General features: G+C 75.1%; 12 protein-coding genes. 4 read left to right on the forward strand and 8 right to left on the reverse strand.

Going from position 1 to position 15,430, the window contains the following annotated elements; translation table 11 throughout:
* Window positions 1-102 precede the first annotated feature (102 nt).
* From AS857_RS18455 to AS857_RS18480, 6 genes are all read right to left on the reverse strand, one after another.
* The gene (locus AS857_RS18455) at window positions 103-1,494 is read right to left on the reverse strand and encodes a hypothetical protein (protein WP_420823950.1); all 1,392 of its coding nucleotides are present in this window, start codon (window positions 1,492-1,494) and stop codon (window positions 103-105) included.
* Between the two features lie 235 nt (window positions 1,495-1,729).
* Window positions 1,730-2,551: a tyrosinase MelC2 gene (melC2, locus tag AS857_RS18460; RefSeq protein ID WP_058044412.1), complete on the reverse strand. Its 822-nt coding sequence runs from the start codon at window positions 2,549-2,551 to the stop codon at window positions 1,730-1,732.
* A gap of 61 nt (window positions 2,552-2,612) precedes the next feature.
* The gene (melC1, locus tag AS857_RS18465) at window positions 2,613-3,011 is read right to left on the reverse strand and encodes an apotyrosinase chaperone MelC1 (protein ID WP_058044413.1); all 399 of its coding nucleotides are present in this window, start codon (window positions 3,009-3,011) and stop codon (window positions 2,613-2,615) included.
* Window positions 3,012-3,533: 522 nt separating this feature from the next.
* Window positions 3,534-4,526: an N-acetylglucosamine kinase gene (locus AS857_RS18470; RefSeq protein ID WP_058044414.1), complete on the reverse strand. Its 993-nt coding sequence runs from the start codon at window positions 4,524-4,526 to the stop codon at window positions 3,534-3,536.
* Window positions 4,517-5,770 carry a 6-phospho-beta-glucosidase gene (locus AS857_RS18475; RefSeq protein WP_058044415.1) on the reverse strand — a complete coding sequence of 418 codons (1,254 nt, stop codon included), beginning with the start codon at window positions 5,768-5,770 and terminating at the stop codon, window positions 4,517-4,519. Before AS857_RS18475 ends, AS857_RS18470 begins: the two co-directional genes overlap by 10 nt.
* Window positions 5,771-5,835: 65 nt before the next feature.
* Window positions 5,836-7,017, reverse strand: a complete 1,182-nt coding sequence (locus AS857_RS18480) for an ROK family transcriptional regulator (protein WP_058044416.1) — start codon at window positions 7,015-7,017, stop codon at window positions 5,836-5,838.
* Between the two features lie 159 nt (window positions 7,018-7,176).
* Here AS857_RS18480 and AS857_RS18485 point away from each other — a divergent pair, with 159 nt between their 5' ends.
* Entirely contained in the window at window positions 7,177-7,677 is a 501-nt protein-coding gene (locus AS857_RS18485; RefSeq protein WP_058044417.1) for an FBP domain-containing protein, read from the forward strand.
* A 78-nt stretch (window positions 7,678-7,755) separates the two neighbouring features.
* On the opposite strand, the gene AS857_RS18490 is transcribed toward AS857_RS18485, so the two are convergent.
* Window positions 7,756-8,832 (reverse strand): mechanosensitive ion channel family protein, encoded by a 1,077-nt coding sequence (locus AS857_RS18490; protein WP_058044418.1) that lies wholly within the window; start codon window positions 8,830-8,832, stop codon window positions 7,756-7,758.
* 254 nt (window positions 8,833-9,086) lie between these two features.
* Between AS857_RS18490 and AS857_RS18495 the strand changes: the two genes are divergently transcribed.
* Entirely contained in the window at window positions 9,087-9,623 is a 537-nt protein-coding gene (locus tag AS857_RS18495) for an HNH endonuclease (protein WP_030366446.1), read from the forward strand.
* 87 nt (window positions 9,624-9,710) lie between these two features.
* Here the strand turns inward: AS857_RS18495 and AS857_RS18500 are convergent, their stop codons facing one another.
* Window positions 9,711-12,647 carry a glycoside hydrolase family 84 protein gene (locus AS857_RS18500; protein ID WP_245700304.1) on the reverse strand — a complete coding sequence of 979 codons (2,937 nt, stop codon included), beginning with the start codon at window positions 12,645-12,647 and terminating at the stop codon, window positions 9,711-9,713.
* Window positions 12,648-12,869: 222 nt separating this feature from the next.
* Here AS857_RS18500 and malQ point away from each other — a divergent pair, with 222 nt between their 5' ends.
* Together malQ and AS857_RS18510 are read left to right on the forward strand one after the other, a co-directional pair.
* Window positions 12,870-14,951 carry a 4-alpha-glucanotransferase gene (gene malQ / locus AS857_RS18505; protein ID WP_058046890.1) on the forward strand — a complete coding sequence of 694 codons (2,082 nt, stop codon included), beginning with the start codon at window positions 12,870-12,872 and terminating at the stop codon, window positions 14,949-14,951.
* A 109-nt stretch (window positions 14,952-15,060) separates the two neighbouring features.
* Window positions 15,061-15,267 carry a hypothetical protein gene (locus AS857_RS18510; protein ID WP_079110802.1) on the forward strand — a complete coding sequence of 69 codons (207 nt, stop codon included), beginning with the start codon at window positions 15,061-15,063 and terminating at the stop codon, window positions 15,265-15,267.
* Window positions 15,268-15,430 lie beyond the last annotated feature (163 nt).

Consider the following 15,430-nt stretch of genomic DNA (forward strand, 5'->3'; position numbering starts at 1 on the left):
CGGCGGCCGCCACCGCCGCCGGGCCGGCCCGCATCCGCAGCCGTTTCTCCGTCCGGGCCCCTGCCATGCGCACCGCCTCCCCCTCGTCCTCCCGTACCGGTCTCACCGGTACTCCGACAGCCTGCGGCCCACGCCGACGACGGCACCGGCGGCGCCGAGGACGGTCAGCACGGCCGCTCCGGCGGCGAGGCCGGAGAACGCGCCGCGCCCGTCGTCGGCCTCCTGCCGGAACTCGGCCTGCTCGTGGGCGATCGCGCGCTGCAGTTCGGTGTCCACGCGGTCGAAGGACGCGCCGGTGCTGTCCTTGTCGCCGATCACCTTGCGCAGGGCGTCGTCGTAGTCGCCGCGGTCGTCGGCGAGGGCGCGTGCCTGGCCGTGGCGCTGCTGCCACTCGCGGACGTTCTTGACGGCGGCCTCGACCGGATCGCGCCCCTCGGCGTCGTCGGCGAGCGCCCGGGCGCGCTCCAGCAGGGTGTCCGGCCGGGCCGGGCCCTGGCTGCCGCCGACGAGCCGGCCCATGCCGTCGCGGTAGCCGGTCTCGTAGGCGTCGTCGCCGTTCTTCCCGAGGACGGCGCCCCGGGCGACCATGGCGAGGTTCTCGTCGCCGCGGGCCTGGAGCGAGCCGATGCGGGCCTCGTTGAGCGCCTGCAGGGATTTCGCGCCGTGGGCGTAGGAGGTCTCCAGGCCGGAGCGGGCCACCGCGTGGCCGGCGACCAGCCACAGCAGGACGACGCCGGCGGCCGCGGTGGCGGCGAGCAGGCCGTGGTTGAAGACCCGGTTCGTCCGGAGGTAGTTGCGGCGCTGGGCCCAGGCGAGGGCGGCGAGCGCGACGGCGCCGAGGGCCAGGGCGGCCCACGGCCAGGACTTCGCGTCGTCGTAGTCGGAGCCGAGGCGGCCCGTCTCGGCCTCGTACAGGCCGCGGGCGGCGGGGAGCAGCTCCCCGCGCATGCGGTCGCCCGCGTAGCGCAGGTAGGCGCCGCCGAGCGGCAGGCCCTGGCGGTTGTTGGCGCGCGCGGCCTCCACGAGGCCGGTGTAGCGCGGGAGTCCCTCGTTGAGGGTGGCGATGCGGGCGCGGGCCGTGGCCGAGCCCTCGGCGTTCGCGGCGGCCTTCACCAGCAGCCGGGAGGCGAGCGCGATGTCTTTCTCGTAGCGCTGCCGGACCGCGCGCGGCTCCTGGCCGCCCGCGAGGAAGCCGCTCGCCGCGGTGGTGTCGGCGTCGGCGAGCGAGCGGTAGATGTCGGCGGCGTCGGCGCTGAGCGGCTGGCTGGTGCGGACGACGGAGTCGGCCGCGGCGGATCTGGAGGCGACCTGCCAGGCGGTGACCGCACCGAACGCGACGAGGACCACGGCCAGGACGGCGCCGATGACCCGCAGCCTGCCGGGCTCGGTGACCGCCGCGGCCCGCACGCGGTCCAGGGCCTCGCGCCAGGCCGGGCCGGAGGTGCTGCGGCCGGGCGCTCCTCGCGGCCCGCCGGCCGGCTGCGGCTGTGACACGTGACCTCCCCCTCGGTCGCTGAGGGCAGCCCGTTGCCCGGTGCCGGCCGGGAACAGGTGCCCGGCCAGCAGTATGGCCGCAAGGACTGACAAACACACCGGTGCCGGTGCGATCTTGTTCGGATCGCGATCTTCACCGGGGCCCGTGGCGGCCCTCGTTCCCCATCACGCCCGCCGGCCCGGCGCGGTTCCCCGCACCGGGCCGGACGCGTGTGCGCCTGTCGCGTGCCGTGCCTTACGCGTAGGTGTAGTACGAGCTGTGGTCGAGCATCTGGGCCGGGGTGACGTTGTTCCACGGACGCATGGTGTCGTTGAGGTCGACGACGTTCGTGGTGCCGGCGGCCGGCAGGTACGCGGACTGCGGGTGCATGCGCTGCCAGTCGGACCACAGCTTGTCGATGTGGGCGTGGTGCAGCCAGAAGACCGGGTCGTTGGGGGAGACGCCGGTGGCCATCTGGCCGCCCATCCACACGTGGACGTTGTTGTGGACGCGGCCCGCGCCGCGCCAGCCCTCGAGGTAGTTGCGGAAGCTGCCCTCGGAGGCGCTGTTCCACGGGGCCGTGTCGTAGACCGGCATGGCGAGGACGGCGTCCACCTGGGCGCGCGTGGGCAGCGTGCCCGCGGCGCCGATCTCGCGCTGCAGGAAGTTGCGGTTGTCGACGCTGACGTTGATGGTCCACTTGCCCGTGGAGTAGGCGAACGGGCCGGTGGTGACCTGCGCGTCACGGCTGCGGCCGTTGCCGCCCATGAAGTCGGCGCCGAAGATCGAGGCGTTGGCCGTGCGGTCGACGGTCCAGTCCCAGTAGGGCAGCGTGACCGAGGAGTCGATCTTCTGCAGCTCCTGCTCGAACTGGATCAGGAAGCGGCGGTGCCAGGGGAGGAAGGAGGGGGAGCGGTGACCGACGCGGTCGCCGTTGTCGGTGTCGCTCATGATGAACTCGTTGTGCGTCCGGACGAAGCCGTCGTACACACCGGTGCGCTTGAGCTCCAGCACGGCGTTGACGAAGTTGCGCTTCTCGGTGGCGGTCAGGTTCGCCTGGTTCTTGCGCACTGCCATGGGGTTCGTGTCCTCGTGAGTGGGAAGTGTGGGTCGGTGGGGTGCGTGCGGCAGTGGCCGGTCAGTTCATCGCGATCGGGACGAGCGTCGCGCCGCGGAGCGCGTCGACGGCGGCGCGGGTGAGCGCGAGCGGCTGGTCGAAGACCTGGTAGTGGTTCACCACGCTGATCCAGGAGCCGTCGGCGTTCTGCATGACGTGCAGTTCCTTGCCGTCCACGGTGACGGCGAAGCCGCCGTGGTGGGCCTCGTGGCCGCCCGTCACGGGCTTGCCGACGATGCGACGGCCCTTGTAGACCTCGTCGAACGCAGCGGGGCCGGTGCCGTGGCCGCCGTGACCGGTGTGGTCGGTGGTGTGACCGGTGTGGTCGGCCGCCTGCGCGCCGGTGGCGAGCAGCGCCACTCCGGCGGCGGCAGCGGCGGTTCCTCTGAGCACGACGCGTCGGCTGACGTTGGACGACATGGGTCGGTTCCCCCTCGATTGCGCGCCGACAAGGCGCGGAATGGACGATCAGTGGCGGAAGTTGTCACGAATGCAGCCGTAAATCCCTTTTGATGGCGGTTGCTTGTTGTATTTCGTGATCAATCCGTGCGGGCGGAGCCTCGCATGATCGAGGAGGGGTCGGAAAATGGTTGGCCGATTTTGGGACATTGGGTAAATGAATGGTCAACCACTGTCCTGGGAGAAATTTCTGACGAATGACGTTGTTGACGCCATGTCAGGAAACTCGTCCGTCGCGAGGGCCCCCGGCGAAAGATCTTCCGGTCCGGGGTGGGGTGTGGTGACGCCTCTCACGATGTGAACATGACGTGAAGAAGGCGGCGGTATCGCGGATTCCGGCCAGGGAATGACAGATTCCGCGATACCGGTCGCCACGCGGGAAACAGGCGCCAAACGGACCTCGTGCCGCCCGCCCCGCCTGCCTCGTGCCGCCCCCGCCGCCTGCCTCGTGCCGCCCGAGCCACCCGCCCCGCGCGGCTCGCCCTACGCGTCGCCGTAGTGCGCCCGCAGCCGGGCGTGAGCCGTCGCCGGAGCCCCTGCGCGGTCCAGCGCCAGCAGCGCCGCGCCCAGCACCGGCGGCGCCGTGACCACCAACGGCACCGCCTGCGGCGCCCGCGACGCCAGCAGCGCCAGCACCTGCTCGTGCAGCAGCGGGTGCCGGGCCGCGAGCACCCCGCCGCCCAGCACCACCGGCACCGCGGCTCCCAGCAGGCCCAGCCGTTCCAGTGCGACCGCGGCCATGGCGACGACCTCCTCCGCCTGCCGGGTCACGAGGGCGCGGGCGACCGCGTCGCCCGCGGCCGCCACCGCGAACAGCACCGGTACGAGCTCGTGCCGCCGCTCCGCCGCCACCCGGCCCAGGTGCAGCGCCTCGATCAGCGCGGGCATGCCGTCCAGGCCGAAGTGCGCGGGCAGCGCGCCGGCCAGCGCGGTCGGCCCGCCGCGGCCGTCGGCGGCGCGCGCCGCCGCCCAGAGCGCCTCCTCCGCCAGGCAGGCGCCGCCGCCCCAGTCGCCGGAGAGCCGCCCGATCGCGGGGAAGCGGGCCGTACGGCCGCCCGGCCCGAGCCCCGCGCAGTTGATGCCCGCCCCGCACACCACCGCGACGCCCACGGGCTCGCCCCCGTCGGGCAGGCCCGCCCGCAGCAGCGCGAAGGTGTCGTTGGCGACGGCGACCGTCCGCCCCCAGCCGCGGGCGGCGATCTCCGCGGTCAGCAGCTCCTCCTCCACCGGCAGGTCGCAGTTGGCCAGGCACGCGCTGACGTGGGCGGCGTACGGCGGTGCGGCCGCCCCCGCGGCAGCGGCGGCCCGCTCCACGAGCGCCGCCAGGCCGTCCACCGCCTGCCGCACGCCCGTCCGCGCCGGCTCGAACCCCCCGCCGCGCGAGGCCCCGAGCACGGCGCCGTCCGGCCCCGCCAGCACCACGTCCGTCTTGCTGTTGCCCGCGTCGACCGCGAGCAGTGCGCCGCTCACGCCCACGCGAGGTGCTCCCGGTTGTGCGCGACGAGGGCGTCGGTCAGCCGGTCGGCGTGGTCGAACTGCCCGACCAGCGGGTGCGCGAGCAGCGCCCGGAAGACCCGGTCGCGGCCCCCCTCGAGCGCGGCCTCCAGCGCCAGGTGCTCGTACGCCGTGACGTTCGCGACCAGCCCGGCGTACAGCGGCTCCAGCGGGCGTACGGGCAGGGGGTGCGCGCCCCTCGCGTCCACCGCCGCCGGCACCTCGATCACCGCGTCGTCGGGCAGGAAGGGCAGCGTGCCGTCGTTGAGGGCGTTGACGACCTGGACGTCCCCGGTGTCCCGCAGCAGCGACGCGGTCAGGGCGACCGCCGCCTCCGAGTAGAAGGCGCCGCCGCGCTTCGCCAGCAGCGCGGGTTTCTCGTCCAGCGCGGGATCGGCGTACAGGGACAGCAGCTTCCGCTCCATCGCGGCCACCTCGGCGGCCCGCGAGGGCTTGGTGCGCAGCTCCCGGACGACCTCGTCGTGCCCGTAGAAGTAGCGCAGGTAGTAGGAGGGGACGACGCCGAGGCGGTCCAGCACCGAGCGCGGCATGCGCAGGTCGGCCGCTACGGCGTCGCCGTGCTCGGCGATCAGCCGCGGCAGGACGTCCTCGCCGCCCACCGTCACCGACCGCTCCCAGGTGAGGTGGTTGAGGCCCACGTGCTCCAGCGCCACCTCCTCCGGGGCGACCCCCAGCAGCCGGGCGAACTTCCGCTGGAAGCCGATGGCCACGTTGCACAGGCCCACGGCCCGGTGCCCGGCCGCCAGCAGCGCCCGCGTCACGATGCCGACCGGGTTGGTGAAGTCCACGATCCAGGCGTCCGGGCTGCGCCGCCGCACCCGCTCGGCGATGTCCAGCACCACCGGGACCGTGCGCAGCGCCTTGGCGAGCCCGCCCGCGCCGGTGGTCTCCTGGCCGACGCAGCCGCACTCCAGCGGCCAGGTCTCGTCCTGCTGCCGGGCCGCCTGGCCGCCCACGCGCAGCTGGAGCAGCACGGCGTCCGCGCCGTCCACGCCCGCGTCCAGGTCCGCGGTCCAGGTGACGCGGCCGGGGTGGCCCTGCCGGGCGAGGATCCGCCGCGCCAGCGCGCCGACCAGCTCCAGCCGCTCCTCGTCCGGGTCGATCAGGACGAGCTCCGTCACCGGCAGCGTGTCGTGCAACCGCGCGAAGCCGTCGACGAGTTCGGGGGTGTAGGTGGATCCGCCACCCACTACTGCGAGCTTCACCCTTGACTCCTTTGCTGGTTGCCAGGTCAAAGCGGCGAACGGTGCACGCCGTGGCGGCGAACGGCTCACGCCGTGTCGAACACGGTCTCCCGGGCCGCCGCGAGTGCGGTCTGCAGCGCCCCGGCCAGGACCGGCCGGTCCTCCACGGTGCTCAGCCGCAGCAGCGGCCGGGGCAGGGCCAGGCCGGTGAGCTCGGCCTCCACCATGGCGCGCAGCCGCTCGCCGCCCGCCCGGCACACCGCGCCGGAGAGCACCACCAGTTCGGGGTCGACCACGGCGACGACCGCCGCGAGCCCGAGGGCCAGCCGCCTGCCCAGTTCGGCGTGGACGTCGTCGCCCGCGCCGGGTTCCGCCGCCGCGCGGGCGAGGGCCTCGGGGGCCGTACGGGCGTCGATGCCGTGGGCGCGGGCGAGCGCGACGACGGCCGGGGAGGCGACGAGCATCTGGAATCCGCCGCCGCCGTCGGGGCCCGCGGTGGCATCGTCCCCGCCGCGCGCGAGCGGTGCGCCCGGCAGCGGCATGTAGCCGATCTCTCCGGCGCCGCCGGTCGCGCCGCGCAGCAGGGTGCCGCCCAGGACGACGGCGGCGCCGACGCCCTCGTCCGCCCACAGCAGGACGTAGTTCGCGAAGCCCCGGGCCGCCCCGGCGTGCTGCTCGGCGACGGCGGCGAGGTTGACGTCGTTCTCGACGACGACGGGCGTGCCGGTGATCGCGGCGAGCTCGTCCGGCAGGGCGGGGGAGCGCCAGTCCGGCAGGTGCGGGGCGTAGCGCAGGAGGCCTGTGCGCGGGTCGAGGGCGCCGGGGGTGCCGATGACGGTGCGGTGCAGCGCGTCACGGCCGAGCCCGGCGGCGGCGAGGGCGCCGTCGACGGCCCGGGCGACGAGCTTCGCCGCCCCCTCGCCCTGCTCCGCGGACGCGCGGTGCTCGCCTGCCACCGTACCGGCGATGTCGGCGACGAGCGCGGTGACGCCCTCGGGGCCGACGGACAGCGCGGCGACGTGGGCGATGCCCGGGTCGATCTCGTACAGCCCGGCGCTGGGCCCGGGTCGTCCGGTGACGCTGCCGGTGCGGCGCACCAGGCCGGCGGTCTCCAGGCGGGTGAGCAGCTGGGCGGCGGTGGGCTTGGACAGGCCGGTCAGCTCGCCGAGGCGGGTGCGGGTGAGGGGGCCGTGCGCGACGAGCAGCTCCAGGGCGGCGCGGTCGTTCATGGCGCGCAGCACGCGCGGCGTCCCCGGGGTTCCGGCCATCTCGTCGTCCCTGACTGTTGGGGAAACCTGACTGTTAGGAAACTTTCCTATCGATGCCCGGGAGGCTAGGGAATCACAGGGCAGGGCGTCAATCGCCCGGGACGGCCCGGCCCGAAAATCATGCGACGATCCGCCCGAACGGTGTTAATTTCCCTGACCATGCAATCCCTCGCCGACAACGACATACGCGCGTCCTTCATCAACTGCTCCAAGGGGGAGGCGCGCCGGATCGCCCTCCCGCGCAACCTCTCGGAACTCCCCTGGGAGGACCTCGACTTCCTGGGCTGGCGGGACCCGGGTGCGCCGGACCGCGGCTACGTCGTCGCCGAGCGCGAGGGGAAGCTCGTCGGCGTGACCCTGCGGGTGCCGCAGGGCGGGCCGCGGAGCATGGCGAAGTCCACGATGTGCTCGCTGTGCCTGACCGCGCACCCGGGCTCGGGCGTCTCCCTGCTCGCCGCCCGGCGGGTCGGCCCGGCCGGGCGCGAGGGCAACACGGTCGGCGCGTACATGTGTGCGGACCTGGCCTGCTCGCTCTACATGCGCGGCAAGAAGGTCCCGCAGATGGCGATGCGCTACAAGGAGACGCTGAGCGTGGAGGAGCGGATCTCCCGCATGCTCGTGAACCTGGACGACTTCCTGGGCAAGGTCGAGCGCGGCTAGGCGGAGCGGCGCCGGGCCGCGGGCGGGGCTATGCCGCGCCGGCCCGGACCGCCCGGCGGCGGGGCCGCCGGGCCGCCGTCACTTGCCGAGGGCCGCGCCCGGCACCGCCGGCGGTATGGGCGTCGTGGCCTGGGACTGCGGGGACGCCGGGTTCGCCAGGGCGGACGGAGCGGCCACGGCCGCCATCGGGTCGGACCCGTCCGTCTCCAGATTCGCCTCCGGCGGGCGGCCCACGATGCGGATGCCCTCCGCGTCCAGCGCCTGCTTGATGCGCCAGCGCAGCTCGCGCTCGACGCCGAGCGCCTTGCCCGGCATGGTCTTGGCGGAGACCCGGACGACCACCGAGTCGAGGTAGGTCGCGCTCAGGCCCAGCACCTCGACGGGCTCCCACAGCCGCTCGGTCCACGGCTCGGCCTTCTGCATCTCCTCACCCGTGCGGACGAGGATCTCGCGGACCCGGTCCAGGTCCTCGTCCGAGCGGACCTGGACGTCGACGCCGGCCGTGGCCCAGCCCTGGCTCAGGTTGCCGATGCGCTTGACCTCGCCGTTGCGCACGTACCAGATCTCGCCGTCCGCGCCGCGCAGCTTGGTGACGCGCAGGCCCACCTCGATCACCTCGCCGGAGGCGACCCCGGCGTCGATCGTGTCGCCGACGCCGTACTGGTCCTCCAGGATCATGAAGACGCCCGAGAGGAAGTCGGTGACGAGGTTGCGGGCGCCGAAACCGATGGCGACGCCCGCCACGCCGGCGCTCGCCAGCAGCGGGGCCAGGTTGATCTTCAGCACCGACAGCACGGTCAGCGCGGCCGTGCCCATGATCAGGAACGAGGCGACGCTGCGCAGCACGGAGCCGATGGCCTCCGAGCGCTGCCGGCGCCGCTCGGCGTTGACGAGCAGACCGCCGAGCGCCGTGCCGTCGACGGCCGAGGCCGTGCGGTTCATGCGCGCTATGAGCTTGGTGATGGCGCGCCGGATCAGGGAGCGCATCACCACCGCGATCACCACGATCAGGATGATGCGCAGGCCGTTGCTGAGCCAGACGGACCAGTTCTCCTCGACCCAGCCGGCGGCGTCGTTCGCCGTCCGTTGTGCCTCGTCGAGAGAGACAGGACGGGGCGTCGTGTCTTCTGCGGGCGGGGCGGCGGACCAGAACACTGCGGGAACCCTTCGTGTGGGACGCCGGCCCGAGGTGCGGGCGGGCGGACTCACCACACTATCGGGGCAGAGGTGATCCTCCGTTGCTGTGTTCGAGATGCGACGGGTCTTGAGCGGGGGATGAACAGGATGTGTTCCAAAACACCCGTGACCCGTTACCCGGTCATGGTGGCGCTCCGACCAGGGGCCGGGGGACACTTGCAGGAGATCGTCCCGGCGCGAGCCACGCGCCGCCGGCGTACAAGGAGGCACCCGTGCCGCACGTCCTGGTCCTCAACGCGTCGTACGAGCCGCTCGGCGTCGTACCGCTCCGCCGCGCGCTCATACTCGTCCTCAATGAGAAGGCCGTCAGCCTCGAGGACACCGGCGCCTACATGCACAGCGCAACCTGCACCATCCCCGCTCCCAGCGTCGTCCGCCTCAAACGCTTCGTGCGCGTGCCCTTTCGGGGGCCCGTCCCGCTCACCCGCCGTGCACTCTTCGCCCGTGACGGCGGGCGCTGTGCGTACTGCGGTGGCGTCGCAACCAGCGTCGATCACGTGGTCCCGCGCAGCCGCGGCGGCCAGCACGCCTGGGAGAACGTGGTGGCGGCCTGCCGCCGCTGCAATCACGTCAAGGCCGACCGGCACGTCGCCGAGCTGGGGTGGCGGCTGCGTCACCAGCCCGCGCCGCCGTCCGGGCTGGCCTGGCGCATCATCGGCACGGGCCATAGGGACCCGCGCTGGCTGCCTTATCTCGAGGCATTCGGCGCGGAGGACGCGATGGCCCGGATCGACGGCATTTCCGCCTGACAGTCCCGGGCCATTTCCGTACCCCGGGCGCCGGGCAGGCTGAAGACCCAGCCGGTCCGGCGCCCGAGGACGGCGTGCGCGCCGTGCTCAGGGGCGGCCCACCGCGTAGGCCTCCACTCCCCGCAGGGCGTCCCCGGCCCTCCCGCCCTGCACCCGTACGAAGCGCGTGTCCGGCGCGTCCATGCGCACCGTCTCCGCGCCCCCCTCGCCGGAGGCCGCGGCCGCGTCCCGCCAGGTGCGGCCGTCCGCCGACACCTGGACGCGGCAGCGGGCCTCCTCCTCCTCGCCGTCCTGCCCGTCCCGCCAGTGCAGCACCAGCCGCCCCAGCCGTACGGGGCGGGCCAGCTCCAGCTGCCGGCCGCCGCCCGAGGAGCTCAGGGAAGCGCCGCGCGCCAGGTCCGGGCCGCCCGCCTGCGGGTACGCCCGTACGGTCAGGGTCCGCTCCTGGTCGCCGAGGCGGACCGGGACGGTGAAGGTACGGGCCGCGCCGCCCGCCGGGACCGTGAGCTCGATCCGGGCGGTGGCCACCCCGCCGCGCGCCACGGCCACCTCGGCGGGGGCCTTGACCGAGACGCCCTCGGGCGCCTTCACGACGAGCTTCTCGCGGACCTCCTCCGGCCGCCGGTTGATCATGCGCACCTCCACGGCCGCCGGGCGCCCGCCGAGCTCCGCGTCCGCCTCGGCGCGCGTGAGCTCCACGTCGGCCGAGGGCGTGTCCGCGAACCACGGGGCGATCTCGTGGACGGGCGGCGGCGTGCCGCCCCCCTCCCACACCACCCGCAGCGCGTCCGCCCGCATCCCCTTGCCGGCCAGCTGCGTCCAGCCGCCGTCCGACACGGCGCCCAGCGGCTGCCACCCCTTGGAGACGTCGCGCGCCCAGGCCGTGCCGCGCGCGCCCGGCGCGGGCGCGGTGAGCACGGTGACGGCCGTCAGCGGCCGCGGCCCCTCCAGCCGTACGGTCAGCGGTTCGCCCGCGGCCGGCGTGAGGGCGGTGGCCGGGTTCCCGTCGGTGGCCCGGCCCGCGGAGCGCACCGGCCGGTCCACGCCCGTCCAGCCGTTCGCGCGCGCCAGGGCCTGGTCGAGGAAGGGGGTGAGCACGCCCTTGCCGACCGTCACCGGGCTGTCCTTGATCCGCCCGCGCAGCCGCTGCACGTCCAGCTGGGCCCGCCAGGCCTCCGCGCCGTCGCCGCGGGCCTGGGCGAGCAGCATGTCCAGCGCCCGCGTCCCCGCCTCGCCGTGCCGCGCGAGCTGCTCCAGCCACGGGCCCACCTCGCCGCCGAAGGACCCCGACAGGCGCTGCTGCGCCTCCCGCATGGTGCCGAAGGCGGCCCGCAGCCGGCCCGCCGCCTCGTCCCGCGCCTTGGCGTCCGTCCCCGACAGGGCCGTCCAGAACGCGTCCAGCAGCGGGCGCAGGTACGCCGACTCGGTGCCGCCGAGCACCGACGAGGCGTCGTTGCCCGCCAGGGCCCGCAGCGCCTCCCGGGTGCGCGGGTCCGGCCCGGCCAGGTCGTCGACCGCGGCCCGCCAGGACTCCTCGGGGCGGTAGCCGCGCGGGTTCCAGGCGTAGTCGGCCGCCGTGAACAGCGGGATGCGCGAGACGGCGGCCTGCGACGAGGCGTTGGCCAGCAGCGCGGCGGAGCCCGTCGCGACGGCCGGCTCCCGGCCGGTGTACGGCCCGAGGAAGATACGGTCCTGCGCGAAGTCGTTGACCGGGTAGTTGTCCATCGTCACCAGCGGGTGACCGAAGGCGGCCCGGGCGTCGGACAGTTCGCCGCCGGTGATGGTCTTCGGCACCACCCCGACGCCCGTCCACGCCACCTCCACGCGCGGGTCGAGCCGCTCCGCGAGCACCCGCCGGAACGCCGTCCGCCCGTCCTGGTAGTACTCGGTGGGCAGCAGCGACAGCGGGGCCGCCTCCGCCCCCTTCGCCGCCAGGTGCGCCGCCAGCGCGCCCGCGACCTTCGCCTGCGCCTTCGCCGCCGCCTTCGGCCCCGAGCCGAACTCGTCCGCGTCCGCCCCGCAGTGCCACTCGCTGTAGCTCACGTCCTGGAACTGCAGCTGGAAGGCGCGGAAGCCCAGCGCCCACATGCCGTCCACCTTGCGCTTGAGGGCCCGCAGGTCCTCGGCCGAGGAGAAGCACATCGACTGCCCCGGCGTCACCGCCCAGGCCAGCGTCACGTGGTTGCGGCGGGCCCGCTCGGCCAGCGCCCGGAACTCCTCGCGCTGCGCCGCGGGGTAGGCGGCGCGCCAGCGGGCCTGCCGGTACGGGTCGTCGCCCGGCGCGTACAGATAGCGGTTCTGCTTGGTGCGGCCCATGAAGTCCAGCTGCGCCAGCCGCTGTTCGCGCGACCACGGCTCCCCGTAGAAGCCCTCGGACAGGCCCCGCACCGCCGTGCCCGGCCAGTCGCGGACCACCGCCCCGGCGAAGCCCTTCGCTCCGCCCCGCTCCACCGTCAGCTGCCGCAGCGTCTGCGCCGCGTGGAAGAGCCCGTCGGATCCCGCGCCCGCGAGCGCGGCCGTCGGCCGGCCCGCCACCTGGCCCGTCGCCAGCCGGTACCCGCCGGCCGGCAGGTCCCCGGCCCCGGGCGCGCCCAGCGCCCGCAGCGCCTCCTCCGCGCCCTGCCCGCCCGCGTAGACGATCAGGCCGCGCGGGGGCGGCGTGCCGCCCGGGGCCGCGTCCACGACCGTCCGCGCGCCCGCGGCGTGCAGGACGTCGCGCAGCGCCTCGACCGCGTACGGGTCGGTGCCCGGCTCGGCCATCAGGGTGACCTCGTCGCCGACCTGGGCGTACGAGCCCAGCGCGCGCGAGGCCTGCGGCCGCGGCCACACCGGCGGCAGGGCGCCCTCGGCCTGCGGATCGGGTGCGGCCGCGGCGGCGTCGCCGGGCCGCGGCGCCGCGACGGTGCCGGGCGCGCCCGCCAGCAGCCCGCCCAGCAGGGCCGCCGCGAGGACGGTGACCCCGGCGCGCCGGGGGCGCACGGGCCCGTGGCCGCCGGGTGAGGAGTCGCTGCCCCGGAAGTGCACGGCCGTCTCCCTCGCCCCTAGGTGCTCCCGACGGGGGCGAGCCCATCACCAGCCGCAAGGCGTGTCAACGCACGTGACCGAAGTGCCTGTATTGCCCGGCGCGTCGACGGCGAAAGCCGAACGTCCGCGGGTGAACGGGAATTCGAGTGGTGTCCCGCGGCCCGGCGGCGGGTACGGCCTTCGGCACCGACACCTGCGGAGGTGGTGATGGCCGAGGTGCAGATGGCCAGAGCGCGGCTCGCCGTACTGCACGGCATCGCGACGTCGTACAGCCCCGCCCCCGGCCGCAGCGTCGGCGTGCCGGAGGAGACCGTCGTCGCCGTCCTCGCCGCCCTCGGCGTCGACGCCTCCACGCCCGCCTCCGTGGGCGAGGCCCTGGCCGCCCACGAGGACGCGGCCCGCCGCAGGCTGCTGCCCGCCACGGTGGTCCTGCGCACCGGGCGCGGCGCGCTGCCCGCCCTGCCGCCGGGCACCGAGATGTGCGTGGAGACGGAGAACGGGGACGTCGTCGTCCTGGACCCCGCTGCCGGGGCCGCCCCCGGCGCACTCCCGCTCGGCACGCACCTGCTGCGCGCCCACGCCCCCGACGGCCGGTCCGCCGCCGCGTCCCTGATCGTCGCTCCGGACCGGCTGCCCGCCCCGCCCCGGCGCGGACACGGCTTCCTCGTCCAGCTCTACTCCCTGCTCTCCGCCCGCTCCTGGGGCATGGGCGACCTCGGCGACCTGGCCGCGCTCGCCGACTGGTCCGGCCGCACCTTCGGCACGGACTTCGTCCAGGTCAACCCCCTGCACGCGGCCGTGCCCGGCGCGGGCGGCGCCCCCACCGACCCCTCGCCCTACCGGCCCTCCTCCCGCCGCTTCCCCGACCCCGTCCACCTGCGCGTCGAGGACGTGCCCGAGTTCGGGCTGCTCACCGGCGAGCGCCGCGAGCGCGCCGCGCAGCTCCTCGGCCGGGCCGCCGCCCTGCGCGACGCCGTGCTCCACAAGGGCGAGCTCATCGACCGCGACGCGGTCTGGGAGGTCAAGCGGCGCGCCCTGGAGCTCGTCCGCACCGTGCCGCTGGGCCCCGCCCGCCTCGCCGCGTACGAGGCCTTCCGCGCCGGGCAGGGCCGCGCCCTGGAGGACCACAGCACCTGGTGCGCGCTCGCCGAGGTGCACGGGCCGGACTGGCGCACCTGGCCGGGCGGCCTCCGCGACCCCCGTTCGGCGGACACCGCCCGCGCCCGCGCCGACCTGGCCGACCGCGTCGACTTCCACAGCCGGCTCGCCTGGCTCACCGACGAGCAGCTCGCGGCCGCCCAGCGCACCGCCAGGGCGGCCGGCATGCGCGTCGGCCTCGTCCACGACCTCGCCGTCGGCGTGCACCCCTCGGGCGCGGACACCTGGGCGCAGCAGGACGCCTTCGCCGAAGGCATGTCCGTTGGCGCGCCCCCCGACGCCTTCAGCCCCCGCGGCCAGGACTGGGGCCTGCCGCCCTGGCGCCCCGACGCCCTGGAGGCCTGCGGCTACCGCCCCTACCGCGAGCTGCTGCGCGGCCTGCTGCGGCACGCGGGCGGCCTGCGCATCGACCACGTGATGGGCCTGTTCCGCCTGTGGTGGGTGCCGCAGGGCGCGGAGCCCACCCAGGGCGCGTACGTCCGCTACGACCCCGAGGCGATGCTCGGCGTCCTCGCCCTGGAGGCCCACCGGGCCGGGGCCGCGGTCGTGGGGGAGGACCTGGGCACGGTCGAGCCCGGGGTCCGCGAGGCGCTGGCCGAGCGCGGCGTGCTCGGCACGTCGGTGCTGTGGTTCGAGCGGGACTACCGGGACCACACGGCCGGGGACGCCGCACCGCTGCCCCCCGGCCGGTGGCGCACCGGCTGCCTGGCCACCGCCACCACCCACGACCTGCCCAGCACCGCCGCCCGGCTCACCGGCGACCACGTCGCCCTGCGCCACCGGCTGGGGCTGCTCACCCGCCCGCTCGACGAGGAGCGGCAGGAGGACGCGCGGGAGGTGGGCGAGTGGCTGGAGCTCTTCCGGCGGCTCGGCCTGCTGCCCGAGGGGCCCTGCGACGAGGAGACGGCCGTCCTGGCCGTCCACCGCTACCTGCTGCGCACCCCCGCCCGCCTCGTCGGCGTCTGGCTGCCGGACGCCGTCGGGGACCGCCGCCCGCAGAACCTCCCCGGCACCTGGGACCAGTACCCGAACTGGCGGCTGCCGGTCGCCGGCCCCGACGGGCGCCCGCTGTCCCTGGAGGAGCTCGCGGCCTCGCCCCGGCTGCGGGCCCTGATGGCGGAGGTGGGAGCGGCGGCGGGGCCGTAGTCCCACCCCCGGGCGCGCGGGTCTCTTATGCTCCCGATATCTTGAGGCCGTGAGCTCTAAGAACAAGAACGCCGTGCGAGCCGGTGCCATCTCGGCCGGCACGCTGCTGATGCTGCTGATGTCGTCCCCCGCGTTCGCGCTCACCCGCGACGACGGTGACGACCCGGGTCCGGGCCTGAGCATGATCAATACGCTCGGCCTCTACGTCGCCGCGCCGATCGTCCTCTTCCTGGTGATCGCCGGCCTCACGATGGTCGCCGCCAGGCACTCGGACAACCCGCACACCGTCGACACCCACCACCCGCGCACGCGCTAGCCTGCTCGATCTTCTTCAGCCCGGTGCCCCGGTCCTTCTGGACCGGGGCACCGGGCTTTTTCGCGTGCGTTCCCGTGTGTGTTCACGCGTGTGTTCCCGGCCTCATTCCGGAGCGGCTGATTTCGCTTTACGGCCCGCTTAACCTACGGTGTCGTAACCTACG

Origin of the sequence: Streptomyces roseifaciens (assembly GCF_001445655.1) — a bacterium.
GTDB classification, from domain to species: Bacteria; Actinomycetota; Actinomycetes; order Streptomycetales; family Streptomycetaceae; genus Streptomyces; species Streptomyces aureoversilis.